The sequence below is a fragment of the Actinacidiphila oryziradicis genome, assembly GCF_005047355.1.
Lineage (GTDB): Bacteria > Actinomycetota > Actinomycetes > Streptomycetales > Streptomycetaceae > Actinacidiphila > Actinacidiphila oryziradicis.
In genome coordinates this window covers 122,756-138,771 of the sequence record NZ_SUMC01000024.1, presented here as the reverse complement: position 1 = coordinate 138,771, position 16,016 = coordinate 122,756, and the positions used below count along the sequence as shown (strand labels likewise).

At 66.8% G+C, this 16,016-nt stretch carries 18 protein-coding genes; 4 read left to right on the top strand and 14 right to left on the bottom strand.

Features of this window, described 5'->3' with window-relative positions; genetic code table 11:
* Positions 1-173 precede the first annotated feature (173 nt).
* From FCI23_RS24450 to FCI23_RS24440, 3 genes are all read left to right on the top strand, one after another.
* Positions 174-551, top strand: a complete 378-nt coding sequence (locus FCI23_RS24450; protein WP_136726069.1) for a hypothetical protein — start codon at positions 174-176, stop codon at positions 549-551.
* A complete protein-coding gene (locus tag FCI23_RS24445; RefSeq protein ID WP_136726068.1) occupies positions 503-946 on the top strand; it encodes a glycoside hydrolase family protein in 444 nt (147 codons plus the stop codon). The genes FCI23_RS24450 and FCI23_RS24445 overlap by 49 nt, the downstream gene beginning before the upstream one ends.
* A gap of 201 nt (positions 947-1,147) precedes the next feature.
* Positions 1,148-1,546, top strand: coding sequence for an STAS domain-containing protein (locus FCI23_RS24440; protein WP_136726067.1), 399 nt, complete (start codon positions 1,148-1,150; stop codon positions 1,544-1,546).
* A 64-nt stretch (positions 1,547-1,610) separates the two neighbouring features.
* Here the strand turns inward: FCI23_RS24440 and FCI23_RS24435 are convergent, their stop codons facing one another.
* The 3 genes from FCI23_RS24435 to FCI23_RS24425 form a co-directional block, all read right to left on the bottom strand.
* Positions 1,611-2,423, bottom strand: coding sequence for an SAM-dependent methyltransferase (locus tag FCI23_RS24435; protein WP_136726066.1), 813 nt, complete (start codon positions 2,421-2,423; stop codon positions 1,611-1,613).
* Between the two features lie 89 nt (positions 2,424-2,512).
* The gene (locus FCI23_RS24430; protein ID WP_136726065.1) at positions 2,513-2,749 is read right to left on the bottom strand and encodes a DUF397 domain-containing protein; all 237 of its coding nucleotides are present in this window, start codon (positions 2,747-2,749) and stop codon (positions 2,513-2,515) included.
* Positions 2,746-3,609, bottom strand: a complete 864-nt coding sequence (locus FCI23_RS24425; protein WP_136726064.1) for a helix-turn-helix domain-containing protein — start codon at positions 3,607-3,609, stop codon at positions 2,746-2,748. The genes FCI23_RS24430 and FCI23_RS24425 overlap by 4 nt, the downstream gene beginning before the upstream one ends.
* A 392-nt stretch (positions 3,610-4,001) precedes the next feature.
* On the opposite strand from FCI23_RS24425, the gene FCI23_RS24420 reads away from it, so the two are divergent.
* On the top strand, positions 4,002-4,451 hold the full coding sequence (locus FCI23_RS24420) for an ATP-binding protein (protein ID WP_136726063.1): 450 nt from the start codon (positions 4,002-4,004) through the stop codon (positions 4,449-4,451).
* Between the two features lie 146 nt (positions 4,452-4,597).
* On the opposite strand, the gene FCI23_RS24415 is transcribed toward FCI23_RS24420, so the two are convergent.
* From FCI23_RS24415 to FCI23_RS24370, 11 genes are all read right to left on the bottom strand, one after another.
* On the bottom strand, positions 4,598-5,668 hold the full coding sequence (locus tag FCI23_RS24415) for a dipeptide epimerase (protein WP_136726062.1): 1,071 nt from the start codon (positions 5,666-5,668) through the stop codon (positions 4,598-4,600).
* Entirely contained in the window at positions 5,668-5,817 is a 150-nt protein-coding gene (locus FCI23_RS56620) for a hypothetical protein (RefSeq protein ID WP_169316921.1), read from the bottom strand. The genes FCI23_RS24415 and FCI23_RS56620 overlap by 1 nt, the downstream gene beginning before the upstream one ends.
* Positions 5,814-6,632 carry an amino acid ABC transporter ATP-binding protein gene (locus FCI23_RS24410; protein WP_136726061.1) on the bottom strand — a complete coding sequence of 273 codons (819 nt, stop codon included), beginning with the start codon at positions 6,630-6,632 and terminating at the stop codon, positions 5,814-5,816. Before FCI23_RS24410 ends, FCI23_RS56620 begins: the two co-directional genes overlap by 4 nt.
* Positions 6,625-7,323, bottom strand: a complete 699-nt coding sequence (locus FCI23_RS24405; protein ID WP_136726060.1) for an amino acid ABC transporter permease — start codon at positions 7,321-7,323, stop codon at positions 6,625-6,627. Before FCI23_RS24405 ends, FCI23_RS24410 begins: the two co-directional genes overlap by 8 nt.
* Positions 7,324-7,998: a substrate-binding periplasmic protein gene (locus tag FCI23_RS24400; protein WP_169316920.1), complete on the bottom strand. Its 675-nt coding sequence runs from the start codon at positions 7,996-7,998 to the stop codon at positions 7,324-7,326.
* A 194-nt stretch (positions 7,999-8,192) separates the two neighbouring features.
* On the bottom strand, positions 8,193-9,416 hold the full coding sequence (locus FCI23_RS24395) for a M20/M25/M40 family metallo-hydrolase (RefSeq protein ID WP_211265463.1): 1,224 nt from the start codon (positions 9,414-9,416) through the stop codon (positions 8,193-8,195).
* Positions 9,417-9,474: 58 nt separating this feature from the next.
* Positions 9,475-10,428: an amidohydrolase family protein gene (locus FCI23_RS24390; protein ID WP_169316919.1), complete on the bottom strand. Its 954-nt coding sequence runs from the start codon at positions 10,426-10,428 to the stop codon at positions 9,475-9,477.
* A gap of 8 nt (positions 10,429-10,436) precedes the next feature.
* Positions 10,437-11,900, bottom strand: coding sequence for a purine-cytosine permease family protein (locus tag FCI23_RS24385; protein ID WP_246143942.1), 1,464 nt, complete (start codon positions 11,898-11,900; stop codon positions 10,437-10,439).
* Between the two features lie 125 nt (positions 11,901-12,025).
* A complete protein-coding gene (locus FCI23_RS24380; RefSeq protein ID WP_211265462.1) occupies positions 12,026-12,865 on the bottom strand; it encodes a creatininase in 840 nt (279 codons plus the stop codon).
* An 88-nt stretch (positions 12,866-12,953) separates the two neighbouring features.
* Positions 12,954-14,513, bottom strand: coding sequence for an amidohydrolase family protein (locus tag FCI23_RS24375; protein WP_136726055.1), 1,560 nt, complete (start codon positions 14,511-14,513; stop codon positions 12,954-12,956).
* Positions 14,514-15,147: 634 nt separating this feature from the next.
* Positions 15,148-15,849 (bottom strand): helix-turn-helix domain-containing protein, encoded by a 702-nt coding sequence (locus FCI23_RS24370; protein WP_136726054.1) that lies wholly within the window; start codon positions 15,847-15,849, stop codon positions 15,148-15,150.
* Positions 15,850-16,016 lie beyond the last annotated feature (167 nt).

Sequence of the window (16,016 nt, the reverse complement as noted above, 5' to 3'; positions counted from 1 at the left end):
CCTCATCAAGCTCGAAGCCCGCAACGCCTTCGGCTTCCGCAACCGCGAGCACCAACGCCTACGGTCACGCTGCGCGACCACCAGGCGGAGCCGCAGAGAGGCGAAGCCCGGTTAAATTCGAAGACCCCCCATACCGCTCCCGTGGAATTGTCGTGGCCACGCAGCGGGAGGGAATGACAAAAGACCGCCGCAAGGGTGTGGGACTACTGCGTTCCGCGCGCTGTCGCCTTCATGTTCATTTCCCGCTGGCCGTGGTGCTGGCCATCGACCGGGACAAGCCGCGCACCTGGCCGAGGTGGAGGGCCCGCCAATTCCCCGTGCCGGGGCCCTTTCTGGACGAGGCCGTGCGGAAGATCGCCGGGGCAGGCCGCGACCGTGCGGCGCACCGGCGGCGGGCGATCCTCGCCTCCGCCATCCCCTGCCGCGACGGCCTGCTCGGCACCGCTGTGGTGCTCGCCCGGCCGGGTCATCCCGCTCGCGCCGTGTCGAACTGGCCGAACGCGTGCTCGCCGAGAGGTGGCAGCGCCTCGCCCCCGACCGCCAGGGCCTGACCCTGGACAAGCTGTCCCGCACCACCGGGGAGAGCGCTCTGTACGAACACGTACTGGAAGCGGCCCGGTTGCTGGCGGACCGGGCCGACACCCCGACCCGCGACCAGGCCGGAGTCGCCAGCGACATGCGGACCGGTCTGGCCCGTTGCGCGGTGGACCGCACCGAAGCTCTGGACGAGGGCCGCCGCTCGATGCCGTACGTAGGCCAGGGGAGCGTGGGCATCGCCGTGGTCCTCGACGGCTACCTCGGCCACGACGACCTTGCGGACCAGATCGACCGCCTGGCCCGGTACGCAGTCCCCTACCAGGGCGAACTCGCCCTCCCCGGCGACCAGGTGATGCGCCTGTCCATGGGCCTCGACGCCGGAACGGCCGACTGCCTGGCCATCACATAAACGTACACTCAAGTATGGACCATATATATCATCACCACAGTAGGTTTTGGAATGTTGCCGAAAGAGATAATCTTGCAGTCCCCGGCAGGCGAAGCCGACAACCGAGGGGCGTCGGGCGTGTGGAGCGCCCGGCGCTTCCTGGGGGGCGGGGGCAGCGAAGCCAACCCGCGGTCCCGACCGCGCTGAACGAGGAGGCATGAGGTGAGCACCCGGCTGGTGGTCCTTCCGGCGAACCGGGAGCAGGATGAGCAGGTGGTACTGGAGCTGACGGGTGAGCTCGACCTGGACAGTGAGGGCACGCTGGCCGCGGTCGTAGGCGCGGTGCTCGAGAGCGGACGTCCGTGGATCGTGCTGGACTGCACGGGTCTTGCCTTCTGTGACTCCCGTGGGATGAACGCCCTACTGACCGTGCAGCGAAGCGCCCAGGCAGCCGGCGGCGCGCTGGTCCTGGCCGCCATCGGCGGACATGTCCGGCAGGTACTCGCCCTGGCCGGCGTAGACCAGGTCATCCCCACCGCGGCCGGGGTGGACGAGGGCATTGGACTTCTCGCCGCCATACGGGCCGACGTCACACCCGACCGGCCGGGCGCCGCCACATAACACGCGCACTGCGGAGCCGATCGGCGTCCGGGCACGCCCCATCCCTGTGCAGCAGGGCCGCGGGTCACACCTTTCGTGCGACACCCACATACACCGGGACAGGGGTGTCCCCAGCCGCCGACTCATCCCGGCTCAGCTCTGGGTGCCATTGCGGTGCCAGTTCGAGGCCCGGGGCGACGAGTTCCATACCTTGGAAGAACCTGGCGACTTCTTCGCGGGTGCGCGGGCGAAGCGTGGTGCCACTTCTCTTGCGGTAGAGGGCGACGACCTTTTCGGCGTTCTCCGGGTCGAAGTCGCCTGTCACGTGTGCGAGGACGAGGTAGCTGCCCGGTGCGAGGGCGTCGACGAGGCGGCGGACGATGCCGTACGCATCGTCCTCATCCGACACAAAGTGCAGTAGCGCGATGACCGAAAGGGCGACCGGCTTGCCGAAGTCGATGATCCTGCCGGCTGCCTCAATGATCCGTCCAGGATTGCGTACGTCTGCCTGGATATAGTCGGTGGCGCCTTCCGGGGCACTGTCCAGCAAGGCTTCGGCGTGGCGGATGACGATCGGGTCGTTGTCCACGTAGACGATGTTGGATGCTGGCGCAGCCTCCTGGGCTATCCGGTGGAGGTTGGGTTCAGTGGGGATTCCGGTACCGATATCAATGTATTGACGAACGCCATTCTGGGAAAGCCATCGCGTGGCCCGGTGCATAAACCAGCGGTTGACCAGCGCGGTGTTCCTGACTGTCGGGTCGACAGCAAGAATCGTCTCCGCCAGCTCTTCGTCAACCGGATAGTTGGTCTTGCCGCCCAGGAAATAGTCGTACACGCGCGCCGAATGAGCTGTGCTCGTGTCAACCCGATTTGCTCCGGCGTCATATTCGGTCATTTCAGCACTCCATGGGTTCTGCTAAGCGAGCACGACAAGAGGGGGAGAGTTCGCATGCCAACGGGCCGTTGCACGGCACCGACGAGTTGTCAGGAGAGTAGAAAGTCGGCATCGCCCTCCTTCACACCCTTGATGAACGAAGAAAATTCATTGGCCGCGTAGATGAGTGCGGGGCCGTCCGGATCGGTGGACTGACGCAACGCAACCCGGCCGTCGTTCAGCTTCAACGCCTCGACACAGCTCCCGCCGTTCCCGGCGCTCCACGGCTTCTGCCAGCCTTCGGTACCGAGGTCGCGGGCCGGCATGCCATTGTTCCTGTGGTTCATTCAAGCTCCTTGCGGAAATCCTTCAGGATTTCCTTCGTACGTTGCGCAGGCGCCGCCAGGGCCGCTATCTGGTCCATGGCCTCGTAATGGGAGGCCACTTCGACGCGTTCGTCGAGGTAGACGGCGCCGGTCAGGTATTCCAGATAAACCATGTCCGGCAATTCCGGTGCATCGAACCGGAAGAGGGCGACCGGCCCGTGAGCACCTGAGTGGTGTCCGGCGGCGAACTCGGCGATCTGCAGGGTGACATTGCGGATCCGGGAGGATTCCAGAAGCCGGTCGATCTGCTCCCGCATGATGGCAGCGGTGCCGACGCGCCGGCGCAGTACCGTTTCATCGAGGATCACCCACAGACGCGGCGCGCCCGGGCGCGTGAGCAGTGCCTGTCGTTCCATTCGCAGAGCCACATGCCGCTCGACCTCGTCCGGCTTTGTCTGCCCGAGGGTCCCGGTCTGCAGGATTGTGCGGGCGTAGTCCTCGGTCTGCAACAGGCCGGGGACAAAGTAGGGTTCGTACAACCGGATGAGACTGGCTGCGCTTTCCAGCGATACATGGGCGCTGAACCAGTCCGGCAGGACGTCGTGAAACCGCTGCCACCAACCTGGTTTGTTCGCCTCCTCAACCAGCCCGACGAAGGCCTCGGCTTCGCTCTCGCTCACCCCATACGCCTTCAGCAGCAACCGGACGTAAGGGATTTTCAGTGCGACCTTGGCCGTTTCCATCCGGTGGATTGTCGCGGGGCTGACATGGATCACCTTGGCAGCCCCATCACGCGCCATGCCCGCTTTCTCCCGAAGGTCCAGCAGGCGATTGCCAAGCACGAACTGACCCGCCGTCGGGCTGGGCCGAGGTTCGCTCACGTCTGCCTCCCCACGCTCATGACCGGCAGTGTGCCATGGCCGAGCCGAGGGGAACACACTGCACCTGGAACTATGAGAATTGCAGAGTGCTGCTTGCCAAGTGCCGTAAAGGTCGAGCATAGTTGAGCGAGTGGTCCAGTCCAATCGGCTGCGGCACGGACGGTGGTCAACGCGCGCATCGAGCACCGCCCTGTCAGGCGCCATCCTGGAAACGCATCACCCCGCGCGTTGGCCAGGCGTTGCCGGGCGGTCTGCGGGCCGCCGGAGATGCTCCCCCGCATCTCCGCCGAAGACTTGGCCCAGCATGCCCAACGAAGTGTCATACCCGGTCACCATCGACGCTTTGGCCCCGGGGCTGCGCGGCCCCGTCCCCCCACCGTTAGGAATCGGCCGTGGCACCCATCGACACGATGACCTTCCTTGCCGCACACCCCGCGTCGGCCTCCGGCATTCGCCGGGAAGCATTCGAGCTTCCCGTGCACGACGCGTCGGTGGGCGAAGCCCGGCGCCGTGTGCGCACGCTGCTGAGCCGCTGCACCTTCAGCGAAGAGGCCTGCTACACCGCGACGTTAGTGATCTCCGAGCTCGTCACGAACGCGCTGAAGCACACGGCCGGCAAGACCGTCAGCTGCCTCCTGCGGGCGGATGATCGGCACATACACCTCCAAGTGACGGACCAGGGCGCCGATGCCGGCGAACCCAAGATGCGCGAGGCCGGTGCCGGAGACGAGAACGGGCGCGGGCTGCAGCTGGTCAACAGCCTGGCGGACGGGTGGGGAGTCGCCACCTCCGAGAGCGGACAAGGCCACGTCGTATGGGCGGTGCTGCGCGCTGCGAGGTGATGCCCCGTCACACCGCCGGTGCCGGTGAGTCCGTCGACGGGCTGGGCTTCCGGCACACACATCGCAGCCGCGCGGGGCTACCGGCTGGTACCCGGGCACGACCCGGTGGTCCGACGACCCCGCATGGTCACCGTCGACTCGGCACGTCAGAAGCTCGAGCCCGGGGACGGGGACCGCAGCGCCTGGGTCGGCTCGGCGCCGAAGCCGGGGCCGTCGGGCAGTACGAATTTCCCGTCGAGGAGTCCCACGCCGACGAAGGGGTCGTTCTCCAGCCACAGGTGGAGGTCGAGATCCGCATAGTCGGCCATGCAGGTGAGGACCGCGGCGGCCGTGATCGCCAGGGAGGTCTCCACCTCGCATCCGATCATGACCGACAGGTCAACGGCTCGGGCCGCGTGGATGAGGCGCAGAGCCTCCCGCATCCCGCCGCACTTGGTGAGTTTGATGTCGATGCCGGAGCATTTCCCGATGAGCGGCCGCAGTGACGAAAGGTCGGTGACCGACTCGTCGGCGATGACGGGGATGGGGGACCGTTCGTGGACCTCGGCCAGGGCCCTCAGGTCCGCGGCCGGCACGGGCTGCTCGAGCAGGGTGATCCCGCAGGGTACGAGGGCCTCGTCGAGAAGATCGAGCGTGCGTCTGGCGCTCCACCCGCCGTTGGCGTCGACGCGTAGGGGCACGTCCACGGCCGCCGCGATCTCCCGCACGATGGTGGCGTCAGCGGGGCCGCCCAGCTTGATTTTGAGCGCGGAGAATGCGGACGCGGCATCCACCGCGGCCTTCACCATCTCGTCGACGGAGTCGAGCCCGATCGTGTAGCAGAGGTCGCGGGTGCGAGTGGCGTCCAGGCCCATCAAGCGGAACGCCGGCGCACCGACGAGCTTGCCGACGAGGTCGGTCAGGGCCATGTCGACGGCTGAGCGCGCGGCCCTGTTCTCGCCGAGCCGCTGGTCCAGGCGCGACAGGATCGCATCGGCGTCGAACGGGTCGTCGCCCAGGAGGGTGGCCGCCACGTCCAGATAGCGCAGGATCGCCTCGATCGGCTCCCCTCGCCACGGCCCTGGCGCTGCCTCCCCGTATCCGGCCTTCCCCGCCATGGTGATGGCGACGAAGACGTTCTCCACCACCGTCGTCGTGGACCGCGAGATCGTCAGTGGCCGGACGAGCCGCAGTGGCTGCTTCCACACATCCATCCGCAGACCTTCGGTGCCGCCCACTACCCGGCCCTCCCCAGGAGGAGTTCGTTGACGACCCCGGCACTGGGCCCACCCAGCGCACCCGGGCTCGCGGCACTCCCTTCGGACGCGGTGCTGCCGAGCATGTGCGCGGCGCGGTGCCGCACGGCGGGTGGGGCGACGATCGTCATGCGTGTCCTTCCTGGACGGTCCGCAGTGGTAGATGACGGCCCGGGCCGCCCGTGGTGTCGCCCCACCCTCGCAAATGGCGGGCGAAGAACCGTTGTGAGCGAGGCCGGCTGCTGGTCAGGACGTCCTGGGGCGACCCGGTCTCCACCACCTGCCCGGCATCCATCATCAGCATGACGTCGGCCACCTTCGCGGCGAAGGGGATCTCGTGAGTCACCACGACGAGGGAGGTGCCGCTGCGAGCGAGCGCGAGGACCACGTTCTCGACCTCCTCGACGAGTTCCGGATCGAGCGCGCTGGTGACCTCGTCGAGCAGGAGCACGTCCGGTTCCAGGGCGGCGGCACGGGCGATAGCGACCCGCTGCTGCTGACCACCGGACAGCTCATGGGGGCGGCGCTTCTCCAAGCCGGCCAGCCCCACCCGGTTGAGCCACTCCATCGCCTGCTCGTTCGCGGCAGGCTTGGACATGTGCCGCGTCCGCCGCAGCCCCAGCGTGACGTTGGCCAGGGCGTCGAGGTGGCCGAACAGTGCGAACTTCTGCGAGACCAGGCCGATGCGGCTGCGCAGCGCCGACGCCGGGAGCGTGTCCGTGTGGACGCCGCACAGCAGGACCGACCCGCTGGAAATCCGCTCCAGCCTGTTCAGGCAGCGCAACAGGGTGCTCTTACCGGACCCGGACGGACCCACCACACTGATGGTGCGTCCACGTTCGAGCTGGAAGCCCACGTCGATAAGGATCGTGGTGCCGCCGACCGACATTCCCACATTCCGGACTTCCAGTACCACCTCGTTAGAACTCTGACCAGCGTCAGGCATGAACCGGGACCTCCGTCCGTGATCCGAGGTTGAGGGCGCTGCCGCGCCCACCGCGTGCCAGTACCTTCTCCAGGCGGCGGGCCAGCAACGTCAACAGCACGTTGACGATGAGGTACATCGCTCCGGCGGTCAGGTAGAGGGGCAACGAGGCGAAAGTGGAGCTGATCACCTGCTGCGTGCGCAGGGTCAGCTCCGTGATGGTGATGAACCCCAGCATCGAGGTGTTCTTGACCAGGGCCACGGCCTCATTGGTCAGCCCGGGAACCATGCCGGCGAATGCCTGGGGCCACACGACGCGCACGATGATGTCCCGGTGGCCGAGGCCCAGCGAGAGCCCGGCCTCCTCCTGCTCCCTACCAACGCCCGCCAGCGAGGCACGCACGATCTCGGTCACATAGCTCGACCCGTACAGGCCGAGACCGAGGATGCCGGCGACCGGGGCGGAGAGCTGCACTCCGAGGTAGGGCAGACCGAAGAACCAGATGTACAGCTGGACGATGAACGGAGTGTTGCGGAACAGTCCCACGAACCCCCGGATCGCCCAACGCACGGGCCAGAAATGCACGGCGTAGTCCACCGTCCCCAGCAGGCCCCCCAGGAGCATGGCGAACACCAGCGCCCCGGCTGCGTAGCCGAGCGTCACGACGAACCCGTTGAGGAGGAACGGCAGATTGTCGAATACGGCGGACACCTATGCACCGCCGTTCAGGTCAGAGCTGCCGAACCAGGTCCGGCGCAGTTTTCCGAGCGTGCCGTCGGCCTCCATCGCGGCCAGCGCCTTGTCGACCGACTGCTGCAGCGTGCTGTGGAGCGGCAGCACCACGGCGATCGGCTGCGCCGAGTTGAGCGGGGTCGGCAGGACCTTCAGGCTCCCGCCGAGCTTCTTGACGTAGTAACCCGCCACAGGGGCATCGGTGATCACGGCGTCGGCGCGGCCTTGGGCCACGAGTTGGAAGGCCGATGGCGTGTCCTGGACCGTGACGATCTTGGCCTTCGGGAGCTTCGCCCGTACGAACTCTTCCGGAATGGTGCCGACCTGAACGGCGATGTTCGCTTTCGAAAGGTCGGAAACTCCCTTTACTGAGCCGTTCGATGACTTTATCGAGATCACGAACGAGTCATTGATGTAAGGCTTGGAAAATGACACCTGTTTGCGCCGCGTCGCCGTGTCCAGGATCCCGGAAATGGCAACCTGGTCGCGTCCTGATGTTACGGCCGGCAGCAGGCTCGTGAAAGGAAGCTGGTCAAAGGTCGTGTTCTTGCGGCCGAGGCGACGGGCCAGCGCCCGGGACAGATCCACATCGAAGCCGGTGAGCTTCCCGGATTCGATCTGCTCAAACGGGACGAAGCCGGGGTTGATCGCCACTCGCAGAGTGTCCGCACTTGAGGACCCAGACGGAGCGGTGGCCGAGGAGCTGCCGCACCCGGCGAGTGTTACCAACGCGAGTCCGGCCAATGAGGCGCAAATCGTTTTCCGGATGCCCACTGACATGCTCTCCTTTCAGAGGATGATGCCGCCGGATGGGCGACATTCAGTGCGTTTATGACAAAATCGCAGTATCAATGGGCCTCAGTGGTTCCTGTGTTGATTCCGCATTCACGGGCATTATCAGGTACCTGGCCCTCGAGAAGCGCGGCCGCAAGTGCCGCATAGCCACGCGCGCCATCCAGCAATGCGTCCACGTGGACATATTCGTCAGCACGATGTGCCATGTGCTGCTCACCGACACCGAAGCCGATCGTGGGCACTCCCCGTCCGCCGGCGGTCAGTGATCCGTTGGTGCAGATCGAGTACGCGCCCGGAGTGTCGGAGAGACCGATGGACGCGAGCGCCGCGCGGGCGGTGTCCACCAGCGCTCCTTCCGTCCACCACCCCGGCGCGATCTCCCGCACCGCGAGCTCCTGCCCGGTGTACGTAAGTGCGCTGACCTCCACTGTGCCCACCGAAAGGCTCGGTGGCCGCGGCCAGTTCTTCCACGCCCGGGCCGCCGCGTGCGAGAACAGGGCAAGCAGTTCCTCCTCGGTGTCTTCCGGCAGGAAGCGGACGTCGAAGCGGGCCTGAACCCGACCGGGCACGGTCGACACGGAGGGGAAGGGTGACGACACGACATCGATGCAGGTGATGTCCCGGTACCCCAGCCGGGAATGGTTGGGGCGCGGTGCCCGCCGCAGCTCGACGAGCAGATCGGCCAGCGCCTCCGCCGCGTTCACGCCGTCCGTGGCGCGGGCCGCGTGAGCGGAGCGGCCCACGATCTCGACCTGGAGTTTGGCCCGTCCCCGGTGCCCGACCATGAGCTTCAACTCGCTCGGCTCAGTGATCACTACGCACGTCGGCCGCAGTACGTCGAGCGCGTATGCCAGCGCCGCGCCCTCCATGAACTCCTCGCTGACGCTGGCGACCAGTGAGACCATGCCCGGTGACGCGGCGAACCGCTGAGCCATCGAACCCAGTCCCACGACCGCCGCCGCCAGCGAAGCCTTCTGGTCACATATGCCGAGACCGTAGAGGCGACCATCGAGGATCTCCGCGCCGAACGGGTCGCGGGACCAGTCCCCTTCGGCCGGCGGCGGGATCGTGTCGACGTGACCGTCGATGACGACCCGGGGATGGCCGGGGAGGCCGCGGCCGAGGGTCCCGATCGCGTTTCCCGCCGCGTCGATCCGGACCGCGAAACCTTGCGCCCGCATGCTCCCCGCGAGCAGTTCGACGGCGGCACGCTCCTGTCCCGAGGGGCTCGGAATACGAACCAGTCGCTGCGCCAGCGACACCACTTGGTCGATCATGGCCATTGCGGCTCATCCCATGCACCATCCGCGGCTCGAGCTCCGGCTCGCATGGTCATCACCGCTCCAGACCCAGCAGGCGGACAGCCGTCACACCCAGGATCGCCGCCCGTTCCCCGGCCCCGAGGCCGGGCAGTCCGTCCACCAGGTCCGCCGTCCGCACCGGGTCGTACCAGGGGAAGTCGGAGCCGAGCATCACACGATCGGCTCCGATGTGCCGGACCAGTTCTGTCAGTTCGGTCGCCGACGGGGCGTTGGGGGCCCCGATCCATTCGATGATCTCGGACACGTCGAAGGCGACCTGTGGGTAGGTGTCGGCCAACTCGGCGGTTTCCCGCCAGCTCGCTCCGCCCAGGTGGGCGAGGACGAGGCGCAGGTTCGGCCACTGTCGCAGCACCGGGCCGAACTCGCTCGGGCGCGCCGATGCGTCGCCGCGGTGGCCGGGACCCGAGTGTGACAGTACGACCAGGCCGGCGTCGCTGCAGATGTCATAGATGGCGTGCAGCCGGGGATCGATGGGCAGGAGCCCCTGGGCTACAGGGTGCAGTTTGACGCCCCGCACGCCCGCATCGGCGAGCTCCGTCAGGTGATCCGCTATCTCCCGGCGGCTGAGCACCGTCGGGTCGAGGCTGACCAGCACCTCCACCAGCGGGTTGTTCCGGGCCGTCTCGGCGACCCAGCGATTGGACGCTCGCATGGCCTCGGCGACCGCCTCCTCGATCGCGGCGGTGATGTGGGCCGCCTCCTCCGGAGAACGGCCAGGGGGCAGCCGGTCCGTCGCTTCAGTACGGGCCAGGGCCGTATCGAACAGATGGACGACGACGGCCCGGTCGAAGCCGGCCTGTCCGTAGGTGGTGGCCAGGTCGGTGATGTCCCCGGCGGCGGTGGCGAACTCCACGCCGGGGTCGTCACCGTACTCCCAGATGACGTAGCTGTCCTTTGCCTGCCGGCCGGCGCTCTTGTCCCGGTAGAGATGAACATGGACGTCGACGAGAGGATTCGATCCGCCCACTCCCATGGTCAGGCGCCCGCTGTCTCGGCGGCCGGCAGACCGAGGAGGACCTGCTTGGAACGGTAGGAGGGAAGGACACGGACCAGGAGCATGGCCGCCAGGTAGATGACGATGGTGGTGAGCCATGCCTCCACGGAGGGGATTCCGACGTTGGTCTTCCCGAAGCCCGACGTTCCTGGGATGAGCCCACCGGTAATGGCTCCGACCACAAGCCCGGCGAGGATCGCCACGATCCCTGCCGCGTTTCCCGGTGAGGCTTCCGCCCAGGACGTTACGGCCCTGGGTACGCCGTCTTGTCCGGCGGGTCGGCGGCAACCGGACAGCCGTTCCAGGAGGAACACGTCCATGGCCATGACGATGGTCGCGCACGGCAGGAACACCGCACACATATTGGCCACGATGAAGAAGTTGGCCTGCAGTGAGGACGATCGCTGCATAAATGCGGCGACCACCGCGCCGATGACACCGAGTGCGAGGATGGTCTCGATCCGCCGCCGGCCGCGGAGGAAGTTCTGCACCGCGTTGACCGCCTCGTAGAGGTTGGCGTCGTTCACCGCGACCACGTTGATGGTGAACACCACGACTGCCAGCGCGGTGAGCCCGAACAGCGAGAACTTGGTGAAGAAGTGCATCGTGGCACCCAGGGTCGAGGCACTGGAGAGCTCGGCCATGAGGTAGCCGGCCGCGGGGAAGACCAGCATCCCCAGCCCGTAGCCGACCAGCAGGGGCACGAGGTTGCGGCCCCGGTCGCGGCGGGCGTACCGGAACATGTCGGGCTCGTTGCCGTACACGGCCACGCCCACCAGGAGTCCGACCGTGAGGAGGATGCCCTGGGTCTGTTGGACGTGAGGAGCGGCGAACAGGTTGGGTCCCGAGGCCGAGGCGATGGCTTTGATGATGGTGTACGCGCCCCACACGAGGAGGATGGGGGCCGCCAAACGGGCGTAGCCGGAGACGCTGCGGAACCCCAGCAGGTTGTTAGTGATCATCACGAGGGCAAACAGCACACAGAAGAGCTGCAGGTGGGTGAGGCCGAACAGGCCGTTGAAGAGCTGCGCCAGGAACACCGTCTGGAACCCATACCACCCCAAGCCGGTGACGGCGAGAAGCAGCGACGCCAGAGCGCTCCCGGACTTCCCGAGGACTCCTCGGGCCAGTACCGAGTGAGGCTGGCCCGTGATGGTCCCCACGTTGGTCGCCAGCAGGCCGTAGCCGACCATGACGACGACGCCGATCAACGAGGCCCACACCAGGTCACCCAGCGACAAACCCGCGGAACGAGCCAGGTAGCCGGTGTACATGTTGGAGACAGTGGCCTGGCACGTCACCCACAAGAGGGTCATTTTCAGTGATCCGTCGCGCCGGCTCTCCGGTACGACCTCTTCCAACATGTCCGACGACTCGAGCTTCGACAGCAGGTCCGGTGACCCGTGCTCGGCTGTCCCGGTCCCCGTCTGGACTGTTGCGCCCATCTTCACGGTGTGACTCCCTACATGATATGCGGGTATACGAAGTCTTATTTCGATATGCGCCAAAAGCTCGATTTGACCGAGAGATATTTCCGATGATTTGGGCGGCCCGGCCCGGAGTCTTCGCCTCAGCCGGCAGTGGTGGCCCCCGTGGCCGAGTCGCCGCCGGCCGCGGTCGAGGCCGGGAACTCCGTTTCGATAATGTCCAGGATGTGCTCGCTGATCCGCTCGGCCAGCAGCTTTCCCTTCTCCGCGCTCGCCTTGGTGGCCGAGGCGAGTACGCCACTGGCGGTGGACATCGTCGTGTCGATCGGCACTACGTCATAGGGCGGATGCCGCAGCGGCGCGTCGTCGCAGATCCGGTCTTCCCGGATGGCACCGGGCCGCAGATAGGCGAACAGCGAGGTCTCGATGAGCGAGGCATGTTCCAGTTCGAGACCGGGGAAGCCGTCCGGGAACAGCTCCGCCAGATCCTCTTCGGAGAACTGCGGCAAGCCCTGCTCCACCACCACGATCTTGACCTGCGGGTGGCGTTCGGAGACCAGGAAGGCCGGCTCGTACACGAACCCGGCATTCTCGAAGTGCCAGTTGTAGACAACGATGCGGGTGAAGCGTGCGCGCACGAGTTCGTTGAGCACGTCCTCCAACACCGCCATCAATGTGGTGGCGCGTAGCGAGAGAGTGCCAGGAAAGTGCTGGCCGCCACCGCTGCCGGGACGGGAGCGGTAGCCCAGCCGTAGCGCCGGGCCCACGACGAAGTGCCTTTCGGCCGCGGCCAGCCGCAATAGAGCCTGCGGGATCGCCCAGTCCGCGGACACCGGTAGGTGCGGGCCGTGCTGCTCGGTCGCCCCCACCGAGATGACCACGGGAGTATCCCGCCGGGCCTCCTCGGCGATCTCCTGCCACGTCATCCACTCGTACTCGGCGGTCCCCGCGCCGATCCTCGGACACATCAGGTCGTCGGTCACTTCGATCCCTTCCTCGTCGTCACGCGCAGCACGCCCGGCGCTGTCACATGGGTGGTAAGCGGGTGGTTCCGGCCCCGTTTCACGCAGGTCAGAGGTTGTTCCATGACGCTCTCTCCTCCGTGATCTCCCGCCAATCCCGCCACGGGGGGCTGGTGTAGAAGCGGGCCACAGCGGCCTCGAGCGCTGCCGCGGCGGATTGGCGGTCCTGTTGCTCAGGGCCAAGCCGGGCGGCGAGGAATCGGCGTAGTTCCGCCCGCATCGCGGAGCCGTCGACCTTGGTCGTCCGGCCGTCGGCGAAGACGAGTTCGCCGTTCACATACACCTGCCGCAACGCGGCGGGGCGTGCCCGTCGCATGACCGCATCGATCCGTTCGGCCGCCGGGTCGAGGTATGCGCCAGTGACCGATTCCCAGTCCAGCACCAGGAAGTCCGCGGCATAGCCCGGTTCCAGGCGGCCGATGCGCCCGGCGAACGGTGTGGTGGCCGCCGAGCCCTCCAGCGCCATGTCCAGTACTTGGGCCGCGGTGGTGCGCGCGGTCGTGTCCTGGCCGGGTGCCTGTGCCAGCGCCCAGGCCAGCCGGATCTCGCTGAACATGTCGCGGTCGTCGGCGAGACCTGCCTCGTCGATCCCGAGTGCCAGCCGGACGCCATTCGCCCGTAGCCGCGCCGTGGGTGCCAGGCCGCTGCGGAGCCGCAGGTTGCTTCCGGGGTTGTGGCATACGAGCGTGCCGCTGGCGGCCAGCAGGTCGATGTCGGATTCGTTGATCCACACGGCGTGGCCGAGGGTCAGCCGGGTGGACAGCAGTCCGCGTTCATGCAGGTACCCCACTGCGGTACCGCCGCCTGAGCGCTGGGCCGCGTAGACCTCCTGGTAGGGCGTTTCGGACAGGTGCATGTGCATACCGACGTCGTCCCGCGCGGAGATCTCGGCGGCCGCCAGCAGCAGTTCCTCGCTGCACCAGTGCAGGTTCGCGGGCGCGAGTTGGATGGCGATGCGGCCGTCGGCGGCCCCGTGCCACTTTTCGCGCAGCCGCGTGTAGCTCGACGCGAGTTGTTCTTCGGGGGTCTCGTAGCGGGCGGGCCTGAACATGCGCACCGCCGCCTGTTCGGCGGGCGAGAGTGAGGCGATGAACTGCTCGTCGTCGGAGTACACGAAACGGTTCTGGTCCGTCAGTCCCCGGGAGTAGGACACCCTCATGCCGACGTCGGCGTACGCCCGCAGCATGGCCGTGTCGGCCGCCTCATACTCCTCGGGGAAGCCGCGTAGGCGTCCGTTGAGGTGTTGGACCGTGGTCACACCGCCGGCGAGAAGGTCCTCGGCGCCGCACACGGTGTCGAGGTAGGGATCCACCGCCGGTGGCCCGTGCCTGCGGGCGATCCACAGTTCGAGGGAGTCGTCGGACACCCCGAGCTGGGTGGGGGTGAGTCCGACATGGTGATGTGCGTTGACCAGTCCGGGCATGACCAGAGAAGTGGTGGCGTCGATCTCGACCACGTCATCGTCGAGGTCGGGCAGGTCCGCACGCGGTCCTGCGTACCGCACAGTCGCGTCCTGGATGACGAGTGCGGCGTCGCGGATCATGTGTGAAGTGCCCTGGTGTGAACCAGTGAGCAGCCGTCCCGCGAGGATCACTGTCGTGTATGTCATCAAACATCACCGCCTCAGGCTCTGTGAAAGAGCGTCGTCACGAAGCCTCCTTGCATGGCCACACTTCAGCGGTCATTCATGACATCCCCGTTAAGCGGCATAACGTCCCCGTTAAGGAGTAGAGCCGGAGGCCTGTTAACGACAGCTTCCCAAGGCATTCCGGGCCTGCCCGAAGGGATGCAATGTCCGATTGATCCAGAAATCTGGCCCTGCGAGTGATGGTGCGTCAGGAGATCTGCCCGAGAATGAAGCGCTACTGAACTTCAAAAAGGCCCGCTGGCGGCGCCGGGGCCCGGCGGTGAGGGGTGGTGTACGACATGGACATCGCTGTGTCACCTGGGCGAAACAGGCCGTCCCTGATTTCTGTCGAGCGACAGGAACGTACTTGTGCTCCCCAGTCGGCGGGGCCGTGCAGGCACGGTTAGCTGTGTGCGCAGGTCAGAGGGGTACGGCTGGCCGTACCGCCGCGGGCGCCGACCGCCGTGCGGTTTTACGGAGCCTGGTGCGACGTCTCGGACTCCGAGGCCGTCCAGGAGTTGCGGGGCGACCTGCGATTGCCGGTCCGTCGGCAGAAAACGTTAAGTGATACCAAGTCAGCTCTGTCGCCTTGTGCAGGTTCGCGTCGCGGAGCGGTTCAGCTGGTCACCTCCGTGCGGGGGCCCGGGGCGCTGACGAACACGCATACGAGCTCCGCGGTCTCGGCCCATGGATTGGACAGGCGGTGCGGTGTCGTGGCGGGAAAGGTAAGAGTGTCGCCGGGCTTCAGCTCGAACCGCTGTGTGCCGACCTCGATGACCAAACGGCCGGCGGCGAGGTAGTTGAACTCGTGGCCTGCATGGCGTACGAACTCCTCGCCCGGAGGTGAGACGGCTCCGGGTTCGTAGGTGAGGAGCAGGCAGTTCGCCCCTGGCAGGGAGTGGCCACTGATAACCCTGAACTGCTCCCCCCCTTGGAGATCGACGACCTGCTGGGCTTCGCGCGGGATGAACTCCACCGCCTGGCGCATGTGGGCCACCAGGCCATCGCGTACGACATCCCCCTGGCCGGCCGGCGGCGGGAACAGTCCGGGCGCGGCATGGAAGCCCGCGCCGCCCGGGCTCGACACCCCTGCGGAGAGGTCGGTGAGCGTCACTCCGAGCTGGCGCGCGATCTCGTAGGCAGTCTTGACCGTAGGGCGGGTCTTACCCGTCTCGATCTGCGACAACGCACTGCCGCTGATGCCCGCACGGCGGGCCAGTTCCCGCAGGGATATGTTCTGCGCCTTGCGCGCCACGCGGATGTTCTGGCCAAGATCGGCGGCAAGGCCGTTGGCGGCGGGGGTCGTGCGGTCCGTCATGGCCGCGAGTCTATCGAGTCGCCGCTTAACAGGACTGTAACGCGGACCGCGGTCCGCGCTGTGTAGCCTGCGTTAAGCGATGTGCAGTCACTCCTTAACTCCTCGACGGACGCCCGTCAGCTTCCGTAACTCTCGCAGTACTCGGTAGCTGACCGAGGCCGTCGCGG